Raw genomic sequence first — 26,235 nt, 5'->3', positions numbered from 1 at the left:
TACTCGCGCCATGACGACGTCAGGCAGTCGGCTCGATAGCACCGCGGCGCAGGCCCGACCTGACGCCCTCCTCCACGACGAGCGCAGGGGGCGGCGCCCCGCCACCGATCGGGCGTTGCGGCGCAGCCGCACGCACCGCGTGCTTGGCGGTGTCTGCGGCGGCATCGCCGAGTTCGTCGGCGTCGCTCCTAGCACGGTGCGCATCGTATATGCCTTCAGCGCCCTCCCCTCGCTGGGGATGACTGCCGTCGGCTACCTATTGCTCTGGTGGCTCATCCCTGCCAAGCAAGCCAACGGCTAGACGAGCAGCCTGACGGGAGACGCCAGGAGCTCGTCGACGCGCGCGAGCAGGCGCGCGCCTTGAGCGATGGGCAGCGCGCCCGTGAGGGCCAGGGTGCTCCGGTAGTCGCCGCTGTCGCTGTCGTACAGGAACCGCCCGAGGGTCACGGCCGGCACGTCGAGGTCGAGGACCGCCTCGTCGACGTCGAGACCGCTTAGGTCGACGACCGCCAGCGCGACCTCGTCCTCCTCCGCCCCCGAGCCCGCCAGCTCCGCCACCAGGTCTACGAACGGGCGCGTGGCCGCGTCGTCGACACGCCTGAGCCTCACGGCGCCGGCCATCTCCGCCAGCGCGACCTGGCCGCTGACAAGGCCGGCGTCCTGGGCGGCCTTGGCGACGGCGCGCAGTAGGAAGGGGGCGGCGCTCAGCGGTTCGTCGCCGCCGAGCTCCAGGCCGGCAGCGAGCTGAGCGGCCGCGAGGGCGCTGACGTCGACGTTGCGGCGCAGCAGGTGCGGGGTGCGCGCGAGGGGCAACTCTCCGTAGCGGAGGGTCGCGCCTGACTCGGCGGCATGCGGCGCGAACGCCGGGGCCTCGACGGGCCGTGTTACGGGGTCCGGCTCGGCCGGTTCGAAGGCGGGCGGTGAGTAGGCGTCCTCCGCCGCACGCTCATCGCCCCCGTCCAGGGCCGCTCCGAACGCGACGAACTCGTCCTCGACGACCTCCGCTGCCTCCCAACCGGCACCGCCGGAGGGCTCGTGAGCCTCACCGACCGCAGCGCCGAACGGCGCGACGCCCGCCACTGTGAGACCGCTCGGCTCGCGGTCCTCCTCCGCGTCTTCCGGCTCCACCGAGGTCGCCCAGGTGGGTGTGTCGTCCTCGAACCCGGTGGCGCCCACGACCGCGGTCGCGTCGGTGTCGAACGCCGGGAGGGCCGGCTCCACTACGGGCTCGTCGTCCGCGCTTGCGGCGCTCGTGTCCCAGAGGTCGCTCAGGTCCTCATCCGGTCGGTCGGTCGGCTCCGCGTCGAAGCTCAAGGCGTCCTCTTGCCACGTGGTTCCGGTCGTGCCTACGTAGTCGTCGGCCCTGACGGAACCGACCGGTTCGTCGAGCGCGTCGGAGCCGGACCCCTCGCTCCACCCGCCGCTCGCGGTCGCCTCCGGCTCCGGCAGCGGCTCGTCGGACACCAACAGCAGGTCGTCGTCCGCGGCCAGCCGCGCGTCGTCTTCGACCCCGAACGAGCCGTCCGCCGGCGCCTGGGCCTCGGGCTGGTAGGCGTACGCGTCGGCAGCAGACTCTCCATCCAAGGCGTCTTCGTCCGGAGCGTCCTCGTCCAGGGCGGCGCCTTCGGTCGGTACGGGCGTGTCGTCCTCGTCGTCGTCGAACAGGAACACGTCCTCGTCCAGCTCGGCCAGGTAGTCGGCATCCTCGGTCGCCGGCTGAAGGGGCGCGGCGTCCGGGTCGGCGTAGGTCGGCTGCCCAGCGGACCGGGAGTAGTTGCCGACGGAGTCGGCGTGTACCTCAGGCCATTCGTCCATGCCCTCGGGGAGCGGCTCCGGTGTCGGATCGAGAGCCTCCTCGCCAGCCATGACGCGCGCGAGGTAGTCGAGCACGTCGCGCTCGAGGATGAGTCCTCCCGGGCCCGTGCCGCTGAGGCGACGCCAGTCCACGTTGTTCTGCTCTGCCAGGTTCCTGGCGAGTCTTGCGATCTCAGGTTCGCTCACGAGCGTTCCTCCTGGGCGGTGTCACCGGTGACTGCGGCAGGCGACCTGCGCGTGTGCGAGCGCATGCTGGTCACTAGGGGGAGCACGAAGATGGCTCCGAGTATAGCCCGCCGCCCTCCCCGACCGTTCCGGCAATTTGCCACTCCCGCGCCGGGCCGCCCGGTGGGCAGCGCCGCCGTCGCTCACGGGCGCCACGCTTGGAAGAAGACGTCGTCGACGTAAGTCTGGAGCATGGCTTCCTGGCCGTAGATGGCCACGGACGTGACCACGCTCTGCCCGGCTCCGACACGGCGGTCGAAGACGACGCGCTCGCCCCTGTCGTCGTTCACTATCAGCTTCAGGCTGTAAGGCTGCTCCAGGAGCCGTTTCACACCCATGTTGGTCGGGTCGAACGTGAACGGCACCAGCCGGCTCCCGTCGCCGACCGTCTCGCCGCCGGAGGGGTCGGTACCGCCACCGATGTCGGTCGGGCCGGTCGCGTCCGGCAGGGTGAAGTCCGGCACGAGGCCGCCGGACGGCGTGCCGTTGACGGTGAGGAACACGGGCGTGCCCGGGGCCGTGTAACCCGTGGGGCGCACGTCCACGACGCCCTCGGGCCGCTCGGGGTCCTGCACGAAGGTGATCTGGCCGACACGCAGCTGCGCCGCTCCGATCGCGAGCTGCGCCTGCCACTGGGGTTGGCCGATGACGTCGGGCACCTGCACGACGTTGGCGGTGGACAGCGAGTAGCTCAGCAGCACGGGCGTACCGGGCGGAACGACCTCGCCCGCGGCGGGATGCATCGCCACGACGACGCGGGGCTGCGAGAAGGAGACCCCGGACGGCAACGCCTCTACCCTGCCGAAACCCAGCCGCGCCAGTTGCTGCACGGCCTCGTCGACGTCCGTCCCTACCAGGTCGGGAAGGGTGACCGACTGTCGTTCCGGGCCACTGCTCACGACGAGCGCGATGGACGCCCCTTCGGCGAGGCGCAGGCCGCCTGGCGGCTCCTGCGCTATGACGGTGCCGGCAGGCCTGTCGCTGGGCTGGTACTGGATGAGGCCGAGGGGCAAGTTGAGTTCGGCTGCGCGCGCCTTGGCGGCGGGTTCGAGCATGCCGAGCATGTCGGGGAGCACCGCGGCGGCGGGCGGAGTGTTGACGCCCAGGTGGATCGAGCGCAGGCGCTTGACGACCGTGCCGGGTTCGGGGGACTGGGAGGTGACGGCGTCGGCAGGCGCGCCCTCGACGTGCTCGACGAACGTGACGGGATCGAACCCTTGGCTGCGGAGCAGGCGCGCGGCCTGGTCGAAGGGCATGCCGACGAGGTCGGGCAGGACCTGCTCCTCGACGGCGAAGTAGCGGCCCGCGTCGAGCACGACCGCCACGACGACCAGTAGGAAGACGGCCGCGGCCAAGACCAGCCGCACTACCGACCCGCGGCCGCCGGTGCTGCTCCCCTTCACGATGGCGCGGCTCACGCGGGGACTCTACCACGGCCCCGGACGCGGATCGGACCGCCGCGATGCGTCGCGCACGGCGCTAACATGACGCATGCATGGCGGACACGCGTACCTGGGCACGGGCTCCTTGGCCCACCTCTCGGAGACCGAGCTCGCGGCGGAGTGGGAGCTGGCGAGCCTCGCGCGGCTCGCCGAAGCCGATATCAGGTGGCACGGCATCGTCTTGCCGGCGACGTTCGAGGCACGGTTCTACAGCCTCAACAACCTGCCGGCGAAGCTGTCGCCCCTGTTCCGGGGGCTGGACCCGCTCGACCCGGACGAGGACGTCCTGGAGGAGGCCGAGGAGGAGGCCGTGCCTCTGATAGCGCAGCACTACCTGCTCGACGAATGGGTGGACCTCGTCTACGACTCCTTGTCCTGGACGGGCCAGACCGTCGTGCGGAGGCCGGGCGCTGCCGGCGGGCGCGAAGCGTCCAACCGCCGCGGGGCCTTGCTCGCCGTCAAGGCCCTCTTCCAGGACGACTGGCGCGTCGACGCCGTCTCGAGCAGGCTGGCCACGACCGGCGCCTACGGCATCGAGGCGCGCCCCGTGCTCCTCACCCCCGGTTCGGAGCGGCCGGCCGCCGACCTCTCACGCCGCGCCTCCGCTGCCCTAGGCGCTGCGGTGAAGGCGTGGTCGGACGCGAACGGGCGCTTGACGCGCCTGCGCCCGGCCTGAGCGCTACTTGCGCAGCCTGCCGGCGGCCAGGCGCACGGGCGTGGTGTTCTCGAAGGTGACGAACGCGGATGGGTTGACCGAGTCGAGCAGCTTGAGCAGTTCCGGGATCTTGCGGCGGGGGATCACGGAGAACGACACGCGCACGTCGCCGTCGCGGCCCCGCGCGTTGAGCACGGTCACGTAGTAGCCGGCCTGGCGCAGCTGGTCCTCGATGGCCGGGCTGTCTACGGGGGTGACGACGCGCATGATCGACTCGCCGATGGCCAGCCACCGCTCGATGCTCACGCCCAGCATGGTGCCCGTCGCATAACCGGCGGCGTAGGCGACGAACTTCACGGGCGAGTCGAGGTTGGAGAGCACCTGCGCGGCCGCGACGAGCCACACGAGCGACTCGAAGAAGCCGAAGAGCCCCGCGAGGCGCCTCTGGCCGCGCACGAGGAAGCCGATCCGCAGGGTGCCGAGCGAGACGTCGACGATGCGCAGGCAGAAGATCAGCAGCGCGGGCAGGAGGAGGGCGACGAGCTCGCTCACGCCTCGGCGAGCTCCGCGGCCGCCACGGCGGCGGCCCCGATCACGCCGGCCTCGCCGCCGAGGAGCGCGGTGCGGAAGACGGGCGAAGGGTAGCCCTCCAGGTAGCGCACGGCGGCCGCCTCTATCCTGCTCAAGTAGAACTCCCCGACCTCGGCGAGACCGCCGCCTATCACGAAGCCTTCCGGGTCGAAGACCTTGACGAGGTTGGCCAGCCCGATGCCCGTGAAGAGGGCCGCGTTGTCGACGATGCCGAGCGCCTTGGGCTCGCCGGAGCGCGCGCGCTCGAACAGCTCGCGCGTGCCCATCTCCGCGCCGTAGGCGTAGGAGGCGTCCCTGGCCATCGAGCGCCCGGCCGCCAGCGCCTCCAGGCTGCCCGTATGCCCGTCGCCGCCCATCGGACCCCCGACCATCATGGTCATGTGGCCGATCTCGCCCGCCAGGCCGTTGGCGCCCCTGATCACCCGGTCGCCGATGAACAGGCCACCGCCTATGCCGGTCGAGACGGTGACGTAGACGCTCGACTCGAGGTCCTTGGCGGCGCCGTAGCGGTGCTCGGCGTAGCCGGCGGCGTTAGCGTCGTTCTCGAGGACGACGCGCATGGCGAGCGAACGCTCGAGCTCGGCCACCAGAGGCGCGTCCTGCATGCCGGCGATGTTGGGGGCGAAGAGGACCTTGCGCCTGGCCTTGTCGAGCGGCCCAGGCGAGCCTATGCCGACGCCGGCCACCGCGTGCCCATGGCTCAGCAGCTCGCGGGCGCTCCAGGCGAGGGCCGCCACGACGTCGACGAAGCCCGTCTGCGGCGTGTCGACCCGCACGTGATCGATCACCCTGCCCTCGTCGACGATCGCGGCGAGGATCTTCGTTCCTCCCAAGTCCAGACCTAGCGTGACCATTCAACTCTCCTCGTGCGAAGCGCGCAGGACCGTAGCCGCAGCGTCCGCGATCATCAGTTCCTCGTCCGTCGGTACCACCAGCACGGCGACGCGGGCACCCTCGGCGCTGATGGTCGTCTCGCCGCGCGCGTTCCTCGCCTCGTCAACCGTGACACCGAGGAACTCTAGCCCGGCGAGCGCGGCTCCGCGCAGGGCGGCGGAGTTCTCGCCGATGCCGCCCGTGAACACGACGGCGTCCAACCCGCCGAGCACCGCCGCGTAGGCGCCCACGACCTTGCGCACGCGGTAGGCGAACACGTCCAGCGCCGCCGCCGCGCCCTCGCCACCGGCCGCCGCAGCGGCGCTCACGTCCCTGACGTCGTTCGAGACCCCCGACATGCCTTTCAGGCCGGAGCCCTCGTTGAGCAGGTCGTCCACCTCGTCGACGCTCAGGCCCTCACGCAGCAGGTAGAGCACCACGCCGGGGTCGATGTCTCCGCTCCTGGTGCCCATGAGCAGCCCCTCCATCGGCGTGAAGCCCATGGTCGTGTCGACCGACCGGCCGTGATCGACCGCCGCGGCGCTGGCGCCGTTGCCGAGGTGGAGGGTGACGATGCGCAGCTCGGAGCGGTCGCGCCCTAGGAGCTCGCCGGCGCGGCGCGACACGAAGTCGTGGCTCGGTCCGTGGAAGCCGTAGCGCCTCACGCCGTCTTGCGCGTAGGCGAGCGGGAGGCCGTACAGGTAGGCGCGGGGCGGCAGGGTGGCGTGGAAGGCCGTATCGAACACGGCCACCTGCGGCACGCCCGGCAGGGCGGCGAGCGCGGCGCGCAGGGCGGCGAGGTTCCCGGGGTTGTGAAGCGGGGCCAGGCGGCTCAAGCGGTCGATCTCGACCTCGACCTCGGGCGTGACGAGCGTGGGGGCGACGAAGCGCGTGCCGCCGTGGACGACGCGGTGACCGACGGCGGCGGGGGCGAAGCCGGCAACCCCCCGGGAGAAGACGCCGAGGGCGAAGGCGAAGGCCGCGGCGTGGTCTCCCAGCCGCGGCGGCTCGAGCAGCGTGAACGTCGCCTTCGCGGCCGTCGCGCCGCCGATGCGCTCCACCAGCAACGCCGCCCCTTGGGGGAAGAGCTTCATCTTCAGGCTCGAGCTGCCGGCGTTGACTACGAGCACCTGCCGCCCCGTCGGCCAGGCACCCGTGCCGCTCACGCCGCGCTCCCGGCGCCCGCGACACCGACGTCGGTGCCCGAGCGCGGCAGCTCCGCGATGAGCTTCGGTTCGAACCGCAGCGCGTCCGCCGCCACGAAGTGCACGTTCACGTCGCCCAGCCGCGGGAGGATGCCTTGCGGCTCCTCGCCGTGCACGTGCCCGAACACGAGCGCGTCCGGCTTGGCGGCCAGGATCAGGTCGGTCAGCTCCGAGGGCTCGAGGCGCGCGTTCGTCGGCGGGAAGTGGAGCATCACGACGCGGTACGCACCCTCCAGCTTGGCCGCGTGCGCAAGCGAGAGCCGCAAGCGTTCGACCTCCCGGTCGTAGATGCGTTGGTCCTCCGCCGTGAAGCCGTGACTGCCCGGACAGACCCAGCCGCGCGTGCCGGACACGACCGCCCCACCGACCGCCACGGCGTCGTTCTGGACCGCCCACATCCCCCGGGGCAGCTCGCGGCGGAGGCGGCTGATGGAGGGCCACCAGTAGTCGTGGTTGCCGCGCAGGAGCACCTTCCGGCCCGGCAGCTCCGCGAGGTCACGCAGGTCGAGCATGGCGTCCTCGAACCGCATGGCCCAGGAGATGTCGCCGGGCACGAGCACGAGGTCGTCCTCCCCCACCGTCCGGCGCCAACCGTCGAAGAAGGCGGCGGGGTGACCCTGCCAGCCGGGGCCGAAGATGTCCATCGGCTTCGGCACGGCGCGCGACAGGTGGGGATCGGCGATGGCGAACAGTCGCATCGGTCGCCCAGTGTACCCAGCGCCAGGACCCTCGGCTCCTTGCGGGTGCGCGTCCGGTCGGCCTCCGCTGGCGCACGCGGCGTCCCCCGGCTCGCCCGTGTGCTTCGTGCCGCTCACCAAGCGGAAGGGTTCGGTTCGAGCGTAGCGGGCAGCTTGGCGAGCGCGTCGGCGGCGCGTCGGCCGCTCAGCGGGTGGCGCCACTCCGGGTCCAGGTCCAGGAGCGGCGCGAGCACGAAGGCACGCTCCTCGAGGCGGGGGTGGGGCAGCCTCAACGTCGGGCCCTGGACGACGCTCCCGCCGACGCTCAGGAGGTCGAGGTCGATGACGCGCGGGCCCCAGCGTTCCCGCCGCACGCGCCCAAGGTCGTGCTCCACTTCGAGGAGCGCGGCGAGGAGGTCGGCCTCCCTGCCGACGTAAGCGCGCGCGTCGAGCGCCAGGACCGCGTTGAGGTATGGCGGTTGGCCGCTCGGGCCGCCGACGGCCGGCCCGGAGTAGAGCCTGGAGCGGCCCACGACCGGGGCCAGGTCGGCCAAGGCGCGCGCGGCCCGCCCGAACTGAGCGGCCGGGTCGCCGAGGTTGGCCCCCAACGCCACGTAGGCGCGTGCGGCTCCCCAGCGGGTCGGCGAGCCCTGCCCCCGAACGCTCCGAGGGGTCCCGACGGTCGTCGCCTCCCGCTCGTCGCGCTCGGGGCTCACTTGCCCTCCGCCACGGCCGCCGCCACGGCGAGGGCCTGGGCATGCGCCGCGACGTCGTGCACGCGCAGCAGCGCCGCCCCGCCCGCCGCCGCCGCCAGGTGCGCGGCGAGCGTGCCGGGCAGGCGCGACCCCGGGCCGACTCCCCCGGCCAGGCGCCCGATGAACGCCTTGCGCGACGCGCCGACCATGAGCGGATGGCCGAGGCCCGCCAACCGCGGCGTGGCGCGCAGGAGCGCCAGGTTGTGCCCCAGGTCCTTGCCGAAGCCGATGCCGGGATCGAGCACGACCCCCGGCAGGCCGGCCGCCTCGGCAAGGCGTGCCCGGCGCAGCAGGAGCTCTTCGACCTCCGCGACGACGTCGGCGTACGCCGGCGCCGCCTGCATGGTGCGCGGCTCGCCCTGCATGTGCATGATCACCACCGGTGCGCCGGCAGCGGCGCAGACGGCGAGCATGGCGGGGTCGCGCAGGCCGCCGACGTCGTTGACGATCGCCGCGCCCGCGGCCAGGGCGGCGGCGGCGACCTCGGCCTTGCGCGTGTCGATGCTGACGACGGCGCCGGCCGCGACGAGCTCGGCGACGACGGGCAGGACGCGGCGCGCCTCCTCCTCCGGGCTGACTGGGAGGGCGCCGGGCCGCGTCGACTCGCCGCCGACGTCGAGGATGAGGGCGCCCTCCTCGCGCAGGCGCAGGCCGGCGGCCACGGCCGCCTCGGCGGCGAAGGTCTCACCGGCGTCACTGAAGCTGTCCGGGGTGACGTTGACGATGCCCATCAGGGCGGCGCCGCGCCACTCGAGCGCGGTGGAGCCGTCGGGCAGGGGGCGGCGGAAGGGCAGCCGGTGCGGAGCGCCGCCGGTCATGACCGGCCCGCGTAGACCCAGTCCCGGGGGCGCAGACCGAGCCCGAAGCGCCACGCGACCGCCTGGGCGATCCGCTCCCCGGCACGCCCGTCGCCGTAAGGGTTAGGCTTGGAGCGCATGGCGGCGAGCGCGCGCGCATCGGCGAGCAGCTCCTCCAGGCCGGCCCTGACGGCGGCCGGTTCGTTGCCGAGCAGCCGCAGGACGCCGGCAGCCACGCCTTCGGGGCGTTCGGTGACGTTGCGCAGCACGGCGACCGGCACGCCGAGCGCCGCGCCCTCCTCCTGCAGCCCGCCGGAGTCGGTGACGATGAGGTCGGCGGCGGCCAACAGGGCCAACATGGCGTCGTAGTCGTAAGGCTCGTCGAGCACCACGTTGGGCAGGCCCGAGAGTGCCGGCGTGACGGCCTCCCTGACGGCCGGGTTGAGGTGGACCGGGTAGACGAAGAGGCGGTCAGGGTTGGCCTTGGCCACGGCGGCCACGGCGGCGGCCAGCCCGGCCATCACCGGGAGGTTCTCCCGCCTATGCATGGTCACGGCCACGAAGGGGCCGGCCCCGAGGCGCTCCGGGAGCTTGGCGCTCTTGCGCATGTGCTGCACGGCGTCGACGGCCGTGTTGCCGGTCACGACCATGCGCCGCTCGCTCTTGCCCTCGGCGAGCAGGTTGCGCTTGGCGAGGTCGGTCGGGGGCAGGTCGAGGTCCGTGATGACGTCGGTCAGGCGGCGGTTCGCTTCCTCCGGGAAAGGCTGGGACAGGTCGAACGAGCGCAGTCCGGCCTCGACGTGCGCTACCGGCACGCCGACGAGGTGCGCGGCCAGCGCCACGGCGAACGTCGTGGTCGTGTCGCCGTGCACGAGCACGTAGTCGGCCCGGAGGCGTTCCAGCTCGGCGGCGGCGGCCGGCACGATGCGGGCGAACAGCCCGGCCAACGTCTGGCGTTCTGTCATGACGTCGAGGTCGGCGTCGGGGGTCAGCCCGAAGGCGGCGAGCGAGCTCGCCAGTTGCTCGCGGTGCTGGCCCGTCACGAGCGTCAGTGGCTCGATGCCGGGCGTGCGTGCGAGCGCGGCTACGACGGGGGCCATCTTGTTGGCCTCGGGGCGGGTGCCGAAGGCGGCGACCACGCGCGGCGCGCGCCCGCCGGGTGTGCTCAGCCGCTCGGATCCGTCGTCGGTTCCGGCGCCGGTCACGCGTGCGACCCGGCGCGACGTACCTCCGCCAGGCGCAGCAGCGAGACGGCGGCGATGGCGACGACCGTGACGATGAGGGTGAGCAGGGTGAGGACGGGCGGCGTGCTCGAGAGGAGCATGCCGACCACCCCGAGGATCAGGGTCGCCGTCCATAGGAGCACGACCGTGAAGCGCTTCGAGCCCGAGCGCGCCCGGATGATGTCGTGGATGTGGTCGTTGCTTGCCAGTGCCGGCGAGCTGCCGCGCCGCAGGCGCCGGAGCGTTACCTGGGTGATGTTCACGACGGGCAGGGCGAGGACGAGGATCGGCGCGACGACGGAGATGGCCGCCGTGACCTTCAACGCGCCGAGGACGCTGACGGCCGCGAGGACGTAGCCGAGCAGGTAGGCGCCGGAGTCGCCCATCGTGATGGTGGCCGGGCCGAAGTTGTAGCGCAGGAACGCGAGGGCGGACCCGGCGAGCGCGGCGAGGAGCAGGACGGCGCCGCCCCGGTCGTCGAACTGGACGGCCACGGCCAGCAGGCTCATGCTCGAGATGGCCGCGATGCCCGAGGAGAGGCCGTCGAGGCCGTCGATGAAGTTGAAGGCGTTCGTGAACCCGACCACCCACAGGATCGTGACGAGCACGGAGAGCGTCTCCGGGATGAACAGGAACGTGCCGGCCCCGAAGTAGTCCGTGACGAAGCCGATGCGCACGCCGTTGACGACCAGGATGCCGGCCGCGACCACCTGGGTGGCGAGCCGCAGGGGCGGCGGTACCTCCCACATGTCGTCGATGAAGCCCACCAGCGTCATGAGCGCGCCGCCCAGGGCGATGGCGAGGAGCTCGACACGGAAGTCGTCGATGAGCTGCGGCGCGACGAGGCTGCCCGCCAGCACGGCGACGAGGAAGCCCGCGAGGATGGCGATGCCGCCGATGTTGGGGACCCGCCCGTCGTGTTGGCGCACGCCACCGCCGTGCGCGCTGCCGCCGACCTGGACGGCGCCTATGCGCACCGCGAACGCCCGCACGCGCGGTACGAGCCAGATGACGGCGCCGAAGGCGACGACGAAGGCCGTGATGACCAGGGGTAGGAAGAGGAGGAGGGTGCCGCGCACGTCAACCATTCTAATGAGGGCGGTAAGGGCCTCATGAGTGTGCTGAACGAAGGCAGGACTACATGCGCTCGACGCTCCTGCCGGTTGTGGGCGGCTCCCGCGACGCCACAGCGGGCATCATGACGGCCGAGCGGCGCCTCCTCGGGCCTCGGTCAGCGCGTGCCGTACAGGCGGTCGCCGGCGTCGCCGAGCCCCGGCACGATGTAGCCGTGGTCGTTGAGGCGCTCGTCGCGGGCGGCCACGATGATATCGATGTCCGGGTGGGCGTCGGTGACGGTCTTGATCCCCTCGGGCGCGGCGATGATGCAGAGGAGCCTGATGCGCGTGGCGCCCTTCTCCTTGAGCACCTGGATGGCGGCGGCGGCGCTGCCGCCCGTGGCGAGCATCGGGTCGAGGAGGAAGACGTCGCGCTCGCCCACGTCGCTCGGCAGCTTGGAGTAGTACTGGACGGGCTTGAGGGTGTCCGGATCGCGGTAGAGACCGATGTGGCCGACGCGCGCGGTCGGCATGAGCGCGAGGATGCCGTCCACCATCACGAGGCCGGCGCGCAGGATGCCGATGAGGGCGAGCTTCTTGCCCGCCAGGCGCTTGACGTGGGCCAGGGCGACCGGCGTCTCCACCGTCGCGTCCTCCAGCTCGAGGTCACGCATGGCCTCGAAGGCCATCAGCATCGTGAGCTCCTGGCAGAGCGCCCTGAACTCCCTGACGCTCGTGTCCTTGTCGCGCAGTATGGAGAGCTTGTGCTGGACGAGCGGGTGGTCGACTACCGTGACGGCCATCTTCGTAGTTCCTTTCGCGGCGGCTCGGCTTCGAGCGCTCGACCGGCTGCGTTGAGCCGGCGGTGGCTGAGCGGACCGGCCGGCGGTGGCGGTCCGGTCACGGCGTCGAACGGGCCGGTCCATGGGCGCAAGCGAACGGCCGCCCTATAGGGCGGCCGTGACGTGGCGGAGAGGGTGGGATTCGAACCCACGGTGCAGCGGAGCCACACAACGGTTTTCGAGACCGTCCCATTCAACCACTCTGGCACCTCTCCAACGTGCGGCGCGCGGGCGCGCGGCCCGGCATGCCAAGCTCGCGAAGTATACCGTAAGCGCGGGAAGCGCGGGGCGGGTCGCGCGCCAGGCACACGCCCGCGCTCGGCACCGTCCCGGGGATCGGGTGTCGCGTTGCGAGGCGAGCCGGCCTCCCTTGACGCGTCAGGCCGTGTCTCATACACTCCCAGATGCGCCTCGGGCCGCCATGTTGGCCCATCGTCTAATGGCAGGACAACGGATTCTGGTTCCGTCGGTCTAGGTTCGAATCCTAGTGGGCCAGCCAACCGCTGCTCGGGGCTGCACACCCTCGAAGCGCACGCCAGGCGCGTAGGGCAACCGCGACGATGGCCCATCGTCTAATGGCAGGACACCCGGTTTTGGTCCGGTCGGTCGGAGTTCGAATCTCTGTGGGCCAGCCACGACGCCTCCCTCACGGGAGGCGTTCCCTATCCGCCCCCCGGGCTCGCGGTGCGGCCCAGGTCCTCGACCGCCCTCCGTCGCAGGCGCTCCCCGCGCCGCCTTGCGGCTGCCGTCGCCCTCCCGACTACCGGGGTGCCTCGAGGCTAGCCGCCGTACTCGTAGAACCCGCGCCCGGACTTGCGGCCGAGGCGACCGGCTTCGACGAGCTTGCGCAGCGTCTGCGGGGCGAGGAAGCGCTCGCCCAGCGCGTCCTTGAGCGAGTCCGCGATCAGCAGCACCGTGTCGAGCCCGATGAGGTCCGCGAGCTCGAGCGGGCCCATCGGGTGGTTGAGGCCGAGTCTTACCGCCTTGTCGATGTCCTTGGGCGCCGCCACGCCTTCCTCCAGCATCCGCACCCCCTCGAGCAAGAGTGCGGCGACGGCCCTCGTGGTCACGAACCCTTGACGGTCCTCGACGACGACCGTCTCCTTCCCGCAGCTCGCCGCCAGCGCGAGCGTGGCGGCCAGGGTCGCCTCCGACGTCTGCGCGGCGCGCACGACCTCGACGAGCGCCATGCGCTCCGGCGGGTTGAACCAGTGCATGCCGACGACGCTCGCTGGGCGCTGCGTGGCGGCGGCTATGGCGGTGACGGACAGCTCGCTCGTATTGGTGGCCAGCACCGCGTGGTCGGGCGCCAACGCGCCGACGCTGGCGAAGAGGTCGCGCTTCAGCTCGAGGAGTTCCGGGACGGCCTCGATGACGAAGTCCGCGCCGGCCACCGCCTCGGCGAGGTCGCTCGTGGTCGTCAGCTTGCCTGCGGCTACCGCCTCCGCCGCCCGCTTGGCCGCGCGCGCGGCCGCCGCGCTCAGCGCCTCCGCCCTGGTATCGAAGAGGCCGACCGTGTGGCCCCCGATGAGCAAGCTGGTGGCGATGCCGCCGCCCATCGTGCCGGCGCCCAGCACCGCGACCTTCTTGGGGGCGTGCGGTCCTGCCTGACGCGCGTCGTAGTCTGATCCCATCGCGACCTCACCTCTCTCTAGCCGACCGCCGCCCGCACGGCGGGCGCGGCGCGCTACCGACCCCATCTTCACCCGCGCTCGGCGCCCGGGACCAGCGCGGCGTAGAGGTCGAAGCGCACGGTGTTGCCGCTCAACGCCCCGCTCGGGGCCACCCCGCCGAGGGGCGGAGCACGCAGGGGGCGCTTCACCACGACGCGGCGCGCCGCGTTGCGGCGGGCCGCGAGCAGGAGCTCCGTCTCCTCGGCGTCACCCAAGTCGTGCGGCCCAAGCCGCTCCCTGAAGAGCGCCATGGCCTTCCCGGGCAGAGCCGCCTTGCCGCGCTCGGGGAACATCGGGTCGAGGTACACGACCTGCGCTCGCTCGGCGGCAGCGAGGTAGGCGCGCGCGTCTACCAGGTGCAGCGTCAGCCGCCGGGCGGCGGCCTCGGCCCGCGTCCCGAGCGCGCCCGCGAGCGCCCGCTCGAGCGCGTCGGCCAGGAGGGCATGGAAGATGGGCTCGCGTTCGAGCAGGGTCACGTGGTGGCCCAAGGCCGCGAGGTGGAACCCATCGGCGCCCAGGCCGGCGGTGGCGTCGATCACGCTGACCGGGTCGGCACCCGCGCGCGCGAACGTGGCCCTGGCGAGGAGGTCGCGGCCCTGGAACCGCGGTCCGGCCAGGTGCTCGGCCGCCGCGCGCACGATGAGCCCGGCCGGCGTCCTGAGGGCGAGGCCGTCGGGCGTCGCTTCGAGGGTCGCACCGCCGCCCGCGTCAGGTAGCCGCCGCACCGTCATCGGCCCGATGCTACAGCGGCCGCGCCCCGGTGCTCGCGTTGCTGACACCCGTAAGGCTCTCATGCTACGATTCGTTGGAATCCGGGCGTATACGGCTACGATTCCAAACAACCGCGAGCCGCTCGCCTTAGATGCGTTCGGGAGTAAGCCCAGCCACCTAAGCATCGCAAGCCGGACCCGAGGGAGGATCGAAGATGAGCAACAAGGAGCTAGCAGCGCGGCGACGCGCGGCCGTCACGCCGGCCGCCCAGAGCGTGCACCCCTTCTACCCGGTGCGCGCCAAGGGCAGCTACGTGTGGGACGCGGACGGGAAGAAGTACCTCGACTTCTCCAGCGGCATCGCGGTCATGAACCTGGGGCATTCGCACCCGCGCGTGGTGGCGGCCGTTCAGCAGGCCGCCGCCGAGTTCCAGCACCTGTGCTTCGCCGTCGGCATGCACCCGTCGTACGTCGAGCTCGCCGAGAGGCTCAACGCCAGCGCCCCCGGCCCCACGCCCAAGAAGTCGTTCCTCGTCAACTCGGGGGCGGAAGCCGTCGAGAACACGGTGAAGATCGCGCGCGCCTACACCAAGCGCGCCGGCATCGTGGCCTTCACCCAGGCCTTCCACGGCCGGACCTACATGGCCATGTCCCTGACGAACAAGGCGAAGCCGTACAAGACGGGCTTCGTCATGCGCGCCGGCGAGGTCTACCGCGCCGAGTACCCCTATCACTTCCGCAACCCGTGGGGCGCCAAGACCCCCGAGGAGACCGGCGAGGCCGCCCTGAGGGCGCTCAAGAACCAGGTCAAGTACTCCATCGGGGAGAGCGAGGTGGCGGCGTTCATCATCGAGCCCGTCGCGGGCGAGGGCGGGTTCATCCCGGCGCCGGCCAACTTCCTCGCGGGCCTGCGTAAGTACGCCGACGAGATCGGCGCCCTCTGGATCGACGATGAGGTCCAGGCCGGCGTCGGCCGCACGGGCAAGATGTGGGCGGTCGAGCATCACGGGCTCGAGCCGGACCTGGTGGCCGTGGCCAAGGGCCTCGGCTCCGGGTTCCCCATCGCCGCGGCCGTCGGCAAGGCGCACATCATGGACGCCCTCGACCCGGGCATGCTCGGCACGACCTTCGGCGGCAACCCGACCGCGTGCGCCGCCGCACTGGCGACGCTCGACGTGTTCGCGGAGGACCGCGTCGCCGACCACGCCGCGAGGCTCGGGGAGATCGCCCGCCCGCGCCTGGAGGCACTCAAGGCCCGCTTCCCCAACATCGGCGACGTGCGTGGCCTCGGCATCATGCTTGGCCTCGAGTTCGTCGGCGAGGACGGCCGCACCCCAGACGCGCGCACCGTCGACGCCATCGTCGACGAGACCCGCGAACAGGGTCTCATCCTGCTGTCGACCGGCACGTACGGCAACAACATCCGCCTGCTGCCGCCCCTCACGATGAGCGAGGCGGAGCTGGACGCGGGCCTGCGCATCATCGAGGCGGCAGTGGCGAAGGTAGTCGGCGAGCCGGTGCCCGCCTGATCGCGGGTCACCGGCCCCCGGCCGGGGCGGCCCCTAAGGCTCGCGCCCGCGGTTGATCGGTACCCCGACCATGTTCCCCCACTCGGTCCAGGAGCCGTCGTAGTTGCGCACGTCGGGGTAGCCGAGCAGGTACTTGAGGACGAACCAGGTGTGGCTCGAGCGCTCCGCTATGCGGCAGTACGCGACGATGGGCTCCCCCGCTGCCACGCCGGCACCGTCGTACACGGAGCGCAGCTCGGACGGGCTCTTGAACGTGCCGTCCTGGTTGGCGGCTCGCGCCCACGGGACGTTGACGGCCCCAGGGATATGCCCGCCGCGCAGTGCACCTTCCTGCGGGTAGTCGGGCATGTGCAGCTTCTCGCCCGTATACTCGGCCTCGCTGCGGACGTCGACCAGCGCGCCCTTGCCGTCGGCCACGACCAGCAGGTGCTTGATGACGTCCGGAGCGAAGGCGCGGATGGAGGCGTCCCGGTACGCCACGCGGTACCGGCCGGCGGGCACGGCGGGGACCTCGGACGTCAGCGTGCGGCCCTCCTCCACCCACTTCTGGCGCCCGCCGTTCATCAGACGCACGTCCTGGTGACCGTTGTACTTGAAGAACCAGAACGCGTACGCCGCCCACCAGTTGGACTTGTCGCCGTACAGGACGACCGTCGTGTCGTTGCTCACCCCCTTCGCCTCCATGAGGGTAGCGAACCCTTCGGGTCCGATGAAGTCGCGGACGTCCGGGCGCTGCAGCTCGGTCAGCCAGTCGAGCTTGAGGGCCCCCGGCACGTGGCCCTCCTCGTAAAGCAGCACGTCCTCGTCGACCTCGAAGACGCGTAAGCCCGCGTCGCTCTTGTGAGCGTCCAGCCAGGCGGTGTCGACCAGCACCTCGGGGTGCGCGTAGCCTTGCGGATCGTTACTCATGCGTGCCTCCCGCCGCATGCTAACTGCGCGGAGCCCGCCTGACGTGCTCCCAGGCGGCGCAGGCCGCCCCGACCCCGGAGCTATACTCTTTGACGATGGCGAAGGTCCTCATCGCCCCCTCGATCCTCTCGGCGGACTTCTCGCGCCTCGGCGAGGCTTCGGCCGCGGCCGAAGCCGGCGGCGCCGACCTCATCCACGTCGACGTGATGGACGGCCATTTCGTGCCCAACATCACCTTCGGGCCCGCCGTCGTCGCGTCCCTCAAGCGCTCGACCCAACTCCCGCTCGACGTTCACCTGATGATCTCGCGGCCCGAGCGTTACGTGGCGGACTTCGTGGACGCGGGCGCCGACTTCCTCACGGTGCACGCCGAGGCCACGCCGCACCTCCACGGCGTCCTCACGGAGGTGCGCCAAGCCGGCGCCAAGGCGGGGCTGGCCGTCAACCCGCTCACGCCGCTGGACGTGGTCGAGCTCGCCCTGCCGTACCTGGACCTGGTGTTGGTCATGAGCGTCAACCCCGGCTTCGGCGGCCAGCCGTTCATCCCCGGCTCCGTCGCGCGCGTCGAGGCCGCGCGGCGCATGCGCGATCGCGTCAACCCCAACTGCCTCGTCGAGGTCGACGGCGGCATCACCACCAAGACGGCCCCCGGCGTGGTCGCCGCCGGCGCGGACGTACTGGTGGCCGGGAGCGCGGTGTACGGCCACGGCACGGTGAGCGAGAACCTCGCCGCGTTGCGCGCGGCGCTGAGTCAGCCGAACGAGACCGGCGCGTAGGCGGCGGCGACCGAGCGGCGACCGGCGCCCAACCCACGACCGGCTCTCATGGGCGGCCCGGACCTAGGCGGCAACGAACCCGAGCGGCGACCGGCGCCTAGGCGGCGGCGACTGCCTGGAAGCGCCCGAGCACGCGGAAGCGCTTGTAACGCGACTCCAGCAACTGTTCCGGCGACATGGACGCGAGGAACGCGAGCTCCTCGACGAGGGCCTGCTTGACGAGCGCCATGGCGCCGTCCGGGTCGTTGTGCGCGCCGCCGAGGGGCTCGTCCACGACGCGGTCGACGATCTCGAGCGCGATGAGGTCACGGGCCGTGAGGCGCAGAGCCTCCGCGGCCTTCTCCGCCTCGCCCGCGTCGCGCCACAAGATGGCTGCGCACGACTCCGGGCTGATCACGGAGTAGATGGCGTTCTCCAGGATGAGCACACGGTTGGCGACGCCTATGGCCAGCGCGCCGCCGGAACCCCCCTCGCCGATGACGACGCTGATGGCCGGCACCGTCAGCTGGCTCATGCGCCTGATGCTCTCGGCGATGACCCACGCCTGGCCCTGCTCTTCGGCCGCCAACCCGGGGTACGCGCCCGGCGTGTCTATCAGGGCGATGACCGGGAGCCTGAACTTGTCCGCCAGGTCGAACATGCGCATGGCCTTGCGGTAGCCGCTCGGGTGGCTCATGCCGAAGTTGCGATGGATGTTCTCCTTCGTGTCGCGCCCCTTCTGCTGGGCTATCACGATCACGCTCGTGCCTGCCAGGCGGGCCAGGCCCGTCACCACCGCCGGGTCGTCGCCCAGCGTCCTGTCGCCGTGCAGCTCGGTGAAGTCGTCGAACGTCCGTTGGAGGTAGTCGAGGCCGGTCGGCCTGCCCGCAGCGCGGGCGACCTGCACCCGCTGCCAGCGCGTCAGGTTCTCGTAGGTATCGCGCTTGAGGCGGTCGAGCCGGTCCTGGAGGGCTTCGACCTCGCTCGCGAGGTCGATCTCCTGCTCGGCGGCGTAGGCCCGCATGTCGTGGATCTTCGCCTCGAGGTCCTCGATGGGCTTCTCAAAGGGCAGCGACACGCAGGGCCCCCTCCTCCTCCGGCTGCCGCAGGCCGGAGCGCAGCAGCACGACGACGCTCGCGATCCGCGCCTTCAGCTCGCGCCGGTCGACGACGTCGTCGACCATGCCCTTCTGTAACAGGAACTCGGAGCGCTGGAAGCCGGCCGGGAGGTCCTGGCGGATCGTCTGCTGGATGACGCGGGGTCCGGCGAAGGAGATGAGCGCGCCGGGCTCCGCGAAGATCACGTCGCCAAGGGTGGCGAAGGATGCGGTGACCCCGCCCGTGGTCGGGTCGGTGAGGACGCTGACGTACGGGAGGCGCGCCCGCGCGAGCGCCTCGAGCGCCACGGTCGTCTTGGCCATCTGCATGAGCGAGAGGGCGCCTTCCTGCATGCGCGCACCGCCGGAGGACGTGACGGCTATGAGTGTCCTGCCCTCGGCGGCCGCCCGTTCGGTGGCGGACGCGATCTCCTCGCCGACGACGGAGCCCATCGAGCCGCCGAGGAACGAGAAGTCCATGACGACGAGCGCGACCGGCTGGCCGTCGAGGAGCGCTCCCCCCGTCAGGATGGCGTCCGGGCGCCCGACCTTCTGGCGCGCCTTGCTCAAGCGCTCCGGATAAGCCTGGGTATCCACGAACTCGAGGGCGTCCTGCGCCTCTATGAGGCCGGACCAACGTTCGAAGGTGCCATCGTCGGCCAGCATGGCGACGCGCGCGTCGGCCGGCACGCGGTGATGATGAGAGCACTCGGGACAGACGTAGGAGTTGGCGACCAGGTCCTTGCGGTAGATCTGCGCGCCGCAGCTGTCGCACTTGAGCCACAGGCCGGCGGGACTGTTGTCGTCCTCCTTCTTGCTGGGGCGATTCCTGCGGAACCAACGCTCAAGCGCCACGGCCGCTCACCTCTCGCGCACGTAGCACCAAGGGCGTGTCGAGACGTCTTGGCACGCCGCATGATAGCAGCCGCCGCGCCCCGACCGGGCATGAACGCCGTCCGAGGCCGTCCGAACTAGAGCAGGTCGGCCTCCGTGACCGGGTCCTGCGCCCTCGAAGCGCCCCTGGCGTGCGCGTGCTCGACGGCCGTGGGATGGGCAGAGACGCGGGTAGCCGCCTCGCCCTTGGCCCCTGCCTCCCCGCCGTGATGCGCCCCGGGGTCGGCTCGCGCCTCGGCGACGTCCTCCGGCGCCTCGGCCATGGCCGCTTGGGCGGGCGCGATCATCTCGCTCCTCCCCGTGAACCGAGCGCCGTCCTCGATGTCCAGGGCCGCAGCCCGCACGTCGCCGACGAGCTCCCCGCCCTTCCAGACCTCGACCTTGCCGCGCGCGACGACCAGCTTCGCCACGACCTTCCCGATGACCTTGATCTCGTCGGCCTCAAGGCTCGCCGCCTCGACGAGGCCGGACTGCGCCACCTCGAGCACACCCGCCACCCTGAGGTCGCCGCGCACGGTGCCGTGGACCCGCACCCGGCCCTTCGCCTCCACGTCGCCCGTCAGGACGGTGTCGCGGTGTACGTACGTGAACGGCTCGGGGGGAGGCTTGGCCCCCGCTTCTTCCTTGCGTCGCCTGAACATCCTAGACCTCCTTGCGCCGGCCTCAAGGGGCAGCGTCCGCGACCTCAGGGGTAGCGTGCGCTAGTTGAGGGTGCCCTTGGTGCGTCGTATCCTACGGGAATGGAGAGCACCCGGGTCGTGTTGGTGACTAACGTCGGTACCGGCTTCGGTCGGGCCGTCGCCCTCGCGTACGGGCGCTCCGGCTACCACGTCGTATGTGCCGACAGCGACGTCGATCTCGCGGCCAAGACGGCCGCGGAGGTCGAGGAGCTGGGCGGCCAGGCCATCCCCATCCAGACGGACACGACCACGCAGATGGACGTACTCTCCGCCTACCACAAGGTGATGGAGATCTTCGGCACCATCGGCGGCGTCGTTCATCTGGCCGCCCAGGTGAGCACGACGCCCTTCGAGGACCTCGCCGAGGGCGAGTTCTTCGAGCTCATGGCCGAGGACGTCCGCTCGAGCTACCTGATCCTCAAGGCCGCTTCTCGCCTCCTGGGCAGCGGTTGGGTCGTGATCGTCGCGCCGCCGGTGGAAGGCTCCGTGCAGATGCGCGCGGTCCAGGGCGCCTTGAGGGAGCTGGTCGAGGGGTTCAGGCAACGCTTCGCCTATCCGCGCGTGAACCTGGTCACGCCGTCGCGCGCGTCCTCCGACCCGCGGCACGACCAAGCCCTGGTGAGGGCCGTGCGCTTCCTCGGCTCGCAGGAGTCGGCGGGCGTTAGCGGCCAGTCCGTGGCCGTCGAGCTCCCGCAGCCTCCGCGCATCGCCGAGAACCTGCTCCCCGAGGTCCGGGCCGCGCTGGACACGTCCGTGCGCCAGAGCGACGAGGAGCGGTGGCCCGGCTGGGAGGAAGCCACCGAGCCGGACGGCCTCGCGGTCGACGACGGCGGGCTGGACGACTCCGAGCCCGCGGACCTCGACTCCGACGAGCTGGCGTCGGAGGACCTTGGCCTCGACGCCACGGCGTTGCAGTCCGCCCCCGGCCTGAGACGGCCGGCCTCCGCCGTGACGCTCGACGAGTTGGACGACGAGGGGGCGGGCCTCGAGGACGACCTGGAAGACGGCGCGCTCGACTATTTCGACGACTGGGCCGCCGACCTCGGCCTGCCAGACGGTCCGGCCCTCCGCCACCTGGTGGCCGAGGACGGGGCCACGACGTTGTCCGGCCTCGAGTCCGCCAACGCCCTCTACGGCGACCTGCGTAGCCTCCAGGGCGCGGTCCACGACGACCTGCTCGAGGACGACGACCTGGGCGAGCCGTGGCCGCTCGTGCGTCGGCGCCCCTGATCGGCCGTGAGGTGCCCGTACTGCTCGGCCGAGGACACGCGCGTGATCAACTCGCGCCCCTCCGACGAGGGCGCCGCCATCCGGCGGCGGCGTGAATGCGTAGCGTGCTCGCGCCGCTTCACCACCTACGAGCGCGCCCAGTTCGAGGCTCTCCTGGTGCGCAAGCGTTCCGGGCGCCTGGAGGCGTTCAACCCGGACAAGCTGCTCGACAAACTGCGCATCGCCTGCAACAAGCGCCCCGTGAGCGAGAAGCAGTTGCGGGAGTTCGCCTACTCGTTCGAGGACGAGACGGGCACGCCCGAGATAGCGAGCGAGGAGATCGGCAGGCGCGTCCTCCAGTTCCTGCAGGACACCGACAGCGTGTCTTACATCCGCTTCCTGAGCGTCTACGGCGACTTCGAGTCGGTCGGGCGGTTCATCGAGGAGATCAAGCAGCTCGAGGACAAGGGCGAGGCGAAGGGCGAGTCCAAGGGCTGACGCCCCTCACGTGTCCCAGGCGACGGTGGAGCCCGACTGGCCCTTGGTCACCACGAGCCTGGCCGGCAGCCGCTCGCTGAGCTCCGAGACGTGGGTGATGACGCCCACCATGCGCCCCTCGTCCGTCAACGACTCGAGCACGGCCGTGACGGCCTCCAAGGTACCCGCGTCGAGGGTGCCGAAGCCCTCGTCGAGGAACAGCGCCCCGAGCGCCGCGTTGCCCGCCAGGGTGTCCGAGAGCGCTAGCGCGAGGGCGAGGCTCGCAACGAAGCTCTCGCCGCCCGAGAGGGTGCGCGCGCTGCGGAGCTCGCCGCCCGTCCACTGGTCGGCCACCAGGTAGTCGCCGTCGAGCAGGTGGAGGTCGAAGCGCCCGTCCGTGACGTTGCGCAGCGTCGCCGACGCCCGCCGTGCGAGGCGCTGCTGCACGTGCGTCATGAGGTACTCCTGGAACCGGTCGCTCCGCAGATCCGTGGCCAGCTGCTTATGCAACTCGGCGCGCGCTTCGGCCTCGGCCAGCTGGGAGGTGAGGGCGCGCTTGCGCTCCAGCGCCTCCTTGGCACGCGTCAGCTCGCCCGCGGTCGTGCCGAGCGCCGCCGCGACCTCCGTGCGCTCGCCGCGCAAGAGCTTGAGGCGTGTCCTGCACGCCTCCGCCACGCCCGCCGCCCCGAGACCGCGCGGGTCGTCCAACGCGGCGAGGCCGAGCAGCTCCGCCTCCACCTCGCCGATCCGCGCCCCAACGGTCCCCAGGTCGCGGCGGTGCTCGTCGACCGCGGCCGCCAGCGCGACCAGCGCCGCCGGTTCCCTCAGTGCTGCGCGCACGGCCGCAACGCCCGCGAAGCCCCGCGCCACCGCGCCCGCGAGCAGCCGTTCGCCGGCGGCGGTGCTCTCCCCCTCGGCCTCGGCCGTTCGCTCCTCCGCGGCCGCCAGCTCGCCGGCCGCGGCGGCGGCCTCCCGCTCGGCAGCCGCATGGGCCTCGGCGGCGGCGACCAGGCGGGACCGGTGCTCGGCCACTTCCCGTTCCAGCTGCGCCGCGCGCGCGCCGGCTCCGACCCGCGCGAGCGCGCCGAGGTCGGCGCCGGCCGCCCTCAGGTCTGCGGCAACCGCCCGCGCATGAGCGACGAGCGCCTCCCGCCTCGCCGTCTCGAGGGTCGCCCTCAGTAGGGCGGCGTCCGCGCGCGCGTCCGCCGCGACGGCGAGAAGCTCTCGGACGCGCGCCAGGGCCGTCGCCAGCTCCCTCTCGGCCTCCTCGGCCCCGGCCCTGGCCTCCGCCAGGGCCTGAGCGGTCCCGGAGGCCCGCGTCTGCGCCGCCCCGAGACGCCCCTTGAACTCGGCGAACTCGACCCGCGCCCGCTCCAACGCCTGTTTGGCCGCGGACGCGGCGGCCTCGGCGGCGGCCACCTCGACGTCGCCGCCACCGCCGGTCACCGCCCCGACGACGTTGCCGCACACGGGGCAGTGCGCGCCGACGTGCACGTGGGCCCTCACGGCCGCCGCGGCGTCGGCGAGGTGGGCGGCGCGGAGCGCCGCCTCGCGCCGCTCGGCCTCGGCACGCAGGGCCTTGCCGGCCTCGGTCCGCGCCTCCGACTCGCCGCCGAGGCGCTCCGCCGCCGCCGCCGCGCTCGCGGCCTCGACCTCGGCCTCGCGCAGGCGCTCGCGGGCTCTCGCGACGGCGGCCTCCGCCCGAGTAAGGCCGTCGAGCAGGCCGGCGGCCAGCTCCAGCCTGCCCCACGCGGTCTCGTCGATGAGCTTGCCTGCGCCGACCGTCGCGTCCGACGAGGCGACGTCGGCCACCTCACCGCCGAGGCGTTCCAGGGTTGCCAGCGCCGGGCTGGCGGCGGCGAGAGCGGCCAGCTCCTCCTCGGCGGGCGGCAGGCCGGTATCGGCGGCGGCGCGCACCGCCGCGAGGGCGGCGGCGGCCGCGTCGGCGGCGGCACGGCGCGCGCTCGCCTTAGCCTCGGCGCTCTCCTTCTTCGCCACGAGCCCAGCGAGCCGCGCCGCCGCCCGCTCGCCAGCCTCGATGAGCGGCGCCACCTCGGCGGCCCGCCGGGCCGCGCCGACCTCGGCCTCGATACGCGCGACCCGCTCGCCGTCCTGGAGCAGCTCGGCGCGGCGGGCCTGGAGGGCAGCCAGCGCGGCCTGCAGCCGCGCGCGCTCCTCGGCCGCAGCCAGGCCGGCCTCCGCCTCCGCCACGAGGCCCTCGAGAGCGGCGGCCCGCGCCTGCAGCGCGGTCCGCCGCTCCTCCAGCTCGCGAACGGCGCCGGCACCGACGCCCGCGTAGTCCTCCGCGAGCCGGCTCGTCAGGCCCTTCGCGACCGTCTCGGCATCGCGCCCGATCCGGCTGGCGAGCCCCCGAACCTCCTCCACCCGGTCGAGCCCGAGGAGGCTGACCAGCAGCCTGCGCCGCTCGCCGACGTCCCCGCGCAGGAACTCGTCGAAGGCGCCCTGGGGCAGCAAGACGGCGCGCGTGAAACCCCCGTAGTCCAGCCCGACTATCTCTTCGATGGCCTTGTTGGCGTCGCGCACGCGCTCGCTGGCGGGGAGCTGGCGCCAGCCGCCGTGCTGCGCCGCCGCGTCCGCCTGCTCGACGCGCACCTCGCTCGCGACGCCGCCGGGCTTGCGCTGCGCGGCGCGCGTCACGCGGTAGACACCGGTGGCCGCCCTGAACGTGAGCTGTACGAACATGCTCGGTGAGCCCGGGCTGACTAGGGCTTCGAGGCCCCTGCCGCCGAGCCGGGGCGTCTGGCCGTAGAGGGCGTAGGTCAAGGCGTCGAGGAGCGTCGACTTGCCCGCCCCCGTCGGGCCGGTCACGGCGAAGAGGCCGGTGCCGGGCCCGGTGAAGTCGATGACGGCCCGGTCCCGGTAGCACGTGAACCCCTCGAGGCGCAGCTCGATGGGGGTCATGCCGTCGGTCCCGACGTGACGGACGGCGCCGCGGTCACGTGACCGCCTCCTCCAACAGGCCGGCGAAGGCGGCGACGAGCTCCTGCTGACCGTCCGCGCCACGTTCCTCCCCGAGGTAGTCGCGGTAGGCGGCGACGAGGTCGAGCGCGGCGGGATCGAAGCCCGGCTCGTCCGTAGCGTCCTCCCCCGGCAGCTGCTGCTCGACGGCGAGGAGGTTGGGCAGGTCGCGCTGCAGCCGCTCCTTGAGGCCCGGCCGCGGGCGCTGGAGCTTCACGACGAGCTTGAGCCAGCCGGGGAACTCCGCGAGCTCCAACGCCCGCCTGTCGAGCTCCTCCTCCGCCACGACGGCGCGCTTCAGGCGCTTGCCCGCCGTGATGGGCTTGAGGGCGTACTCGGGCGCGCGACCCGCGCGCAGCTCCGCGATGACCACGCTGCGCTCGCTGCCCGCCTCGCCGAAGTCGAGCTGCAGTAGGCTGCCCGGGTAGCGCGCCTTGCCCTCCGCCAGCCCCTGGACGCCCTGCGGCTTGTGGATATGCCCGAGGGCGGCGTAAGTCACCGCTTCAGGCACGATCGACGCCGGCACGGTGTAGCTGTTGGTGCTGTGGAACACGTACTCGGAGTTGGCGAGGCTGGCGCCCTCGAAGGTCGTGTGCATGAGGAGGAGGTTCACGGCCTTGCCGTCCATACCGGCCGTCAGGTTGCCGACGAGCTTGCGCATCGTCTCGCGGTAGCTGCCCTGCTGGGCGGCGTGGTCGCCCTCGATCAGGTCGGCCGCGCCGATCATCCGCCGCTCGGAGAGGAACGGCAGCGCGGCCACCCGCACCCGCTCGCCCCCGACGTTCAGCTCGAACGCGCCGCCGGCGCCGGCGGGCCGGAAGGCGCCCACGGCGTGCACGCCGGCGAGCCCCAGTAGGCTGGCCACAGCGTCGAGGCGTTGGGGCGAGTCGTGGTTACCGGCGATGATCACGCTCTGCGCACCGGCACGGCCCACGTCGAGGAAGAAGCGGTAGACGGCGTCCTCGGCGGCCGCGCTCGGGTTGCGGTTGTCGTACAGGTCCCCTGCGACCACGACCAAGTCGACCCGCTCGACCTTCACGAGCTCGGCGAGCTCCTCGAGCGCCTCCTTGATCTCGCCGGTGCGGTCGACCCCGTGCAGGCCCCGGCCGGCATGCCAGTCAGCCGTGTGTAGTACCTTCATCCGCGCCAGTGTAAGGGCGGGGAGCGC

Annotated in this window: 25 protein-coding genes and 3 tRNA genes; 8 read left to right on the top strand and 20 right to left on the bottom strand. The window is 72.4% G+C overall.

Going from position 1 to position 26,235, the window contains the following annotated elements; all coding sequences use genetic code 11:
- Positions 1–10 precede the first annotated feature (10 nt).
- Positions 11–301: a PspC domain-containing protein gene (locus tag M9914_07995; protein ID MCO5174119.1), complete on the top strand. Its 291-nt coding sequence runs from the start codon at positions 11–13 to the stop codon at positions 299–301.
- On the opposite strand, the gene M9914_07990 is transcribed toward M9914_07995, so the two are convergent.
- Both M9914_07990 and M9914_07985 read right to left on the bottom strand, forming a co-directional pair.
- Positions 298–2,001, bottom strand: coding sequence for an E3 binding domain-containing protein (locus M9914_07990; protein ID MCO5174118.1), 1,704 nt, complete (start codon positions 1,999–2,001; stop codon positions 298–300). The genes M9914_07995 and M9914_07990 overlap by 4 nt on opposite strands.
- 182 nt (positions 2,002–2,183) lie before the next feature.
- Positions 2,184–3,458, bottom strand: coding sequence for a PASTA domain-containing protein (locus tag M9914_07985; protein MCO5174117.1), 1,275 nt, complete (start codon positions 3,456–3,458; stop codon positions 2,184–2,186).
- A 73-nt stretch (positions 3,459–3,531) separates the two neighbouring features.
- Between M9914_07985 and M9914_07980 the strand changes: the two genes are divergently transcribed.
- Positions 3,532–4,158: a hypothetical protein gene (locus M9914_07980; protein MCO5174116.1), complete on the top strand. Its 627-nt coding sequence runs from the start codon at positions 3,532–3,534 to the stop codon at positions 4,156–4,158.
- 3 nt (positions 4,159–4,161) lie between these two features.
- Here the strand turns inward: M9914_07980 and M9914_07975 are convergent, their stop codons facing one another.
- The 10 genes from M9914_07975 to M9914_07930 form a co-directional block, all read right to left on the bottom strand.
- Positions 4,162–4,689: a DUF5698 domain-containing protein gene (locus tag M9914_07975; GenBank protein ID MCO5174115.1), complete on the bottom strand. Its 528-nt coding sequence runs from the start codon at positions 4,687–4,689 to the stop codon at positions 4,162–4,164.
- Positions 4,686–5,582: an ROK family protein gene (locus M9914_07970; protein ID MCO5174114.1), complete on the bottom strand. Its 897-nt coding sequence runs from the start codon at positions 5,580–5,582 to the stop codon at positions 4,686–4,688. The genes M9914_07975 and M9914_07970 overlap by 4 nt, the downstream gene beginning before the upstream one ends.
- The gene (locus M9914_07965) at positions 5,583–6,767 is read right to left on the bottom strand and encodes an acetate/propionate family kinase (protein ID MCO5174113.1); all 1,185 of its coding nucleotides are present in this window, start codon (positions 6,765–6,767) and stop codon (positions 5,583–5,585) included.
- Positions 6,764–7,504 (bottom strand): metallophosphoesterase, encoded by a 741-nt coding sequence (locus tag M9914_07960; GenBank protein ID MCO5174112.1) that lies wholly within the window; start codon positions 7,502–7,504, stop codon positions 6,764–6,766. Before M9914_07960 ends, M9914_07965 begins: the two co-directional genes overlap by 4 nt.
- A gap of 113 nt (positions 7,505–7,617) precedes the next feature.
- Positions 7,618–8,199, bottom strand: a complete 582-nt coding sequence (gene folK / locus M9914_07955) for a 2-amino-4-hydroxy-6-hydroxymethyldihydropteridine diphosphokinase (GenBank protein MCO5174111.1) — start codon at positions 8,197–8,199, stop codon at positions 7,618–7,620.
- On the bottom strand, positions 8,196–9,056 hold the full coding sequence (folP, locus tag M9914_07950) for a dihydropteroate synthase (GenBank protein MCO5174110.1): 861 nt from the start codon (positions 9,054–9,056) through the stop codon (positions 8,196–8,198). Before folP ends, folK begins: the two co-directional genes overlap by 4 nt.
- Entirely contained in the window at positions 9,053–10,240 is a 1,188-nt protein-coding gene (gene wecB, locus M9914_07945) for a UDP-N-acetylglucosamine 2-epimerase (non-hydrolyzing) (GenBank protein ID MCO5174109.1), read from the bottom strand. The genes folP and wecB overlap by 4 nt, the downstream gene beginning before the upstream one ends.
- On the bottom strand, positions 10,237–11,337 hold the full coding sequence (locus M9914_07940) for an undecaprenyl/decaprenyl-phosphate alpha-N-acetylglucosaminyl 1-phosphate transferase (protein MCO5174108.1): 1,101 nt from the start codon (positions 11,335–11,337) through the stop codon (positions 10,237–10,239). Before M9914_07940 ends, wecB begins: the two co-directional genes overlap by 4 nt.
- A 152-nt stretch (positions 11,338–11,489) precedes the next feature.
- The gene (gene upp, locus M9914_07935; protein MCO5174107.1) at positions 11,490–12,116 is read right to left on the bottom strand and encodes a uracil phosphoribosyltransferase; all 627 of its coding nucleotides are present in this window, start codon (positions 12,114–12,116) and stop codon (positions 11,490–11,492) included.
- Positions 12,117–12,279: 163 nt separating this feature from the next.
- A tRNA-Ser gene (locus M9914_07930) sits at positions 12,280–12,370 on the bottom strand.
- A gap of 210 nt (positions 12,371–12,580) precedes the next feature.
- On the opposite strand from M9914_07930, the gene M9914_07925 reads away from it, so the two are divergent.
- A tRNA-Gln gene (locus tag M9914_07925) sits at positions 12,581–12,654 on the top strand.
- A gap of 62 nt (positions 12,655–12,716) precedes the next feature.
- Positions 12,717–12,790, top strand: a tRNA-Gln gene (locus tag M9914_07920).
- Between the two features lie 144 nt (positions 12,791–12,934).
- Here M9914_07920 and M9914_07915 read toward each other — a convergent pair.
- The gene (locus M9914_07915) at positions 12,935–13,789 is read right to left on the bottom strand and encodes a 3-hydroxyacyl-CoA dehydrogenase family protein (GenBank protein MCO5174106.1); all 855 of its coding nucleotides are present in this window, start codon (positions 13,787–13,789) and stop codon (positions 12,935–12,937) included.
- 68 nt (positions 13,790–13,857) lie between these two features.
- Complete coding sequence (locus M9914_07910) at positions 13,858–14,559, bottom strand: class I SAM-dependent methyltransferase (GenBank protein MCO5174105.1); 702 nt, start codon at positions 14,557–14,559, stop codon at positions 13,858–13,860.
- Positions 14,560–14,753: 194 nt separating this feature from the next.
- On the opposite strand from M9914_07910, the gene M9914_07905 reads away from it, so the two are divergent.
- Positions 14,754–16,067, top strand: coding sequence for an aspartate aminotransferase family protein (locus M9914_07905; protein MCO5174104.1), 1,314 nt, complete (start codon positions 14,754–14,756; stop codon positions 16,065–16,067).
- 33 nt (positions 16,068–16,100) lie between these two features.
- Here the strand turns inward: M9914_07905 and M9914_07900 are convergent, their stop codons facing one another.
- Positions 16,101–16,976, bottom strand: coding sequence for a sulfurtransferase (locus M9914_07900; protein MCO5174103.1), 876 nt, complete (start codon positions 16,974–16,976; stop codon positions 16,101–16,103).
- A gap of 95 nt (positions 16,977–17,071) precedes the next feature.
- On the opposite strand from M9914_07900, the gene rpe reads away from it, so the two are divergent.
- The gene (gene rpe, locus M9914_07895; GenBank protein ID MCO5174102.1) at positions 17,072–17,752 is read left to right on the top strand and encodes a ribulose-phosphate 3-epimerase; all 681 of its coding nucleotides are present in this window, start codon (positions 17,072–17,074) and stop codon (positions 17,750–17,752) included.
- A 97-nt stretch (positions 17,753–17,849) separates the two neighbouring features.
- Here the strand turns inward: rpe and M9914_07890 are convergent, their stop codons facing one another.
- The 3 genes from M9914_07890 to M9914_07880 form a co-directional block, all read right to left on the bottom strand.
- Positions 17,850–18,809, bottom strand: coding sequence for an acetyl-CoA carboxylase carboxyltransferase subunit alpha (locus M9914_07890; protein ID MCO5174101.1), 960 nt, complete (start codon positions 18,807–18,809; stop codon positions 17,850–17,852).
- Positions 18,793–19,683, bottom strand: coding sequence for an acetyl-CoA carboxylase, carboxyltransferase subunit beta (gene accD, locus M9914_07885; protein MCO5174100.1), 891 nt, complete (start codon positions 19,681–19,683; stop codon positions 18,793–18,795). Before accD ends, M9914_07890 begins: the two co-directional genes overlap by 17 nt.
- A 116-nt stretch (positions 19,684–19,799) precedes the next feature.
- The gene (locus M9914_07880; protein MCO5174099.1) at positions 19,800–20,363 is read right to left on the bottom strand and encodes a polymer-forming cytoskeletal protein; all 564 of its coding nucleotides are present in this window, start codon (positions 20,361–20,363) and stop codon (positions 19,800–19,802) included.
- A gap of 99 nt (positions 20,364–20,462) precedes the next feature.
- Between M9914_07880 and M9914_07875 the strand changes: the two genes are divergently transcribed.
- Both M9914_07875 and M9914_07870 read left to right on the top strand, forming a co-directional pair.
- Positions 20,463–21,632, top strand: a complete 1,170-nt coding sequence (locus M9914_07875) for an SDR family NAD(P)-dependent oxidoreductase (protein MCO5174098.1) — start codon at positions 20,463–20,465, stop codon at positions 21,630–21,632.
- Positions 21,633–21,674: 42 nt separating this feature from the next.
- Complete coding sequence (locus M9914_07870) at positions 21,675–22,109, top strand: transcriptional regulator NrdR (GenBank protein ID MCO5174097.1); 435 nt, start codon at positions 21,675–21,677, stop codon at positions 22,107–22,109.
- Between the two features lie 6 nt (positions 22,110–22,115).
- On the opposite strand, the gene M9914_07865 is transcribed toward M9914_07870, so the two are convergent.
- Both M9914_07865 and M9914_07860 read right to left on the bottom strand, forming a co-directional pair.
- Positions 22,116–25,010, bottom strand: a complete 2,895-nt coding sequence (locus M9914_07865; protein MCO5174096.1) for an AAA family ATPase — start codon at positions 25,008–25,010, stop codon at positions 22,116–22,118.
- A gap of 34 nt (positions 25,011–25,044) precedes the next feature.
- Entirely contained in the window at positions 25,045–26,208 is a 1,164-nt protein-coding gene (locus tag M9914_07860) for an exonuclease SbcCD subunit D (GenBank protein ID MCO5174095.1), read from the bottom strand.
- Positions 26,209–26,235 lie beyond the last annotated feature (27 nt).

The sequence above is a fragment of the Trueperaceae bacterium genome (genome assembly GCA_023954415.1).
GTDB lineage: Bacteria > Deinococcota > Deinococci > Deinococcales > Trueperaceae > JAAYYF01.
The sequence above is the reverse complement of the archived record's forward strand: the minus strand, read 5'-3'. Positions and strand labels throughout refer to the sequence as shown.

Bases quoted from the DNA above. Each gene is read 5' to 3' on its own strand.
- folP (MCO5174110.1), bottom strand. From the start codon at position 9,056: ATGACCGGCGGCGCTCCGCACCGGCTGCCCTTCCGCCGCCCCCTGCCC.
- M9914_07875 (MCO5174098.1), top strand. From the start codon at position 20,463: ATGGAGAGCACCCGGGTCGTGTTGGTGACTAACGTCGGTACCGGCTTC.
- M9914_07905 (MCO5174104.1), top strand. From the start codon at position 14,754: ATGAGCAACAAGGAGCTAGCAGCGCGGCGACGCGCGGCCGTCACGCCG.
- rpe (MCO5174102.1), top strand. From the start codon at position 17,072: ATGGCGAAGGTCCTCATCGCCCCCTCGATCCTCTCGGCGGACTTCTCG.
- M9914_07960 (MCO5174112.1), bottom strand. From the start codon at position 7,504: ATGCGACTGTTCGCCATCGCCGATCCCCACCTGTCGCGCGCCGTGCCG.
- M9914_07995 (MCO5174119.1), top strand. From the start codon at position 11: ATGACGACGTCAGGCAGTCGGCTCGATAGCACCGCGGCGCAGGCCCGA.
- M9914_07970 (MCO5174114.1), bottom strand. From the start codon at position 5,582: ATGGTCACGCTAGGTCTGGACTTGGGAGGAACGAAGATCCTCGCCGCG.
- M9914_07880 (MCO5174099.1), bottom strand. From the start codon at position 20,363: ATGTTCAGGCGACGCAAGGAAGAAGCGGGGGCCAAGCCTCCCCCCGAG.
- M9914_07865 (MCO5174096.1), bottom strand. From the start codon at position 25,010: ATGACCCCCATCGAGCTGCGCCTCGAGGGGTTCACGTGCTACCGGGAC.
- M9914_07860 (MCO5174095.1), bottom strand. From the start codon at position 26,208: ATGAAGGTACTACACACGGCTGACTGGCATGCCGGCCGGGGCCTGCAC.
- M9914_07900 (MCO5174103.1), bottom strand. From the start codon at position 16,976: ATGAGTAACGATCCGCAAGGCTACGCGCACCCCGAGGTGCTGGTCGAC.
- upp (MCO5174107.1), bottom strand. From the start codon at position 12,116: ATGGCCGTCACGGTAGTCGACCACCCGCTCGTCCAGCACAAGCTCTCC.
- M9914_07980 (MCO5174116.1), top strand. From the start codon at position 3,532: ATGCATGGCGGACACGCGTACCTGGGCACGGGCTCCTTGGCCCACCTC.
- M9914_07915 (MCO5174106.1), bottom strand. From the start codon at position 13,789: ATGGGATCAGACTACGACGCGCGTCAGGCAGGACCGCACGCCCCCAAG.
- M9914_07910 (MCO5174105.1), bottom strand. From the start codon at position 14,559: ATGACGGTGCGGCGGCTACCTGACGCGGGCGGCGGTGCGACCCTCGAA.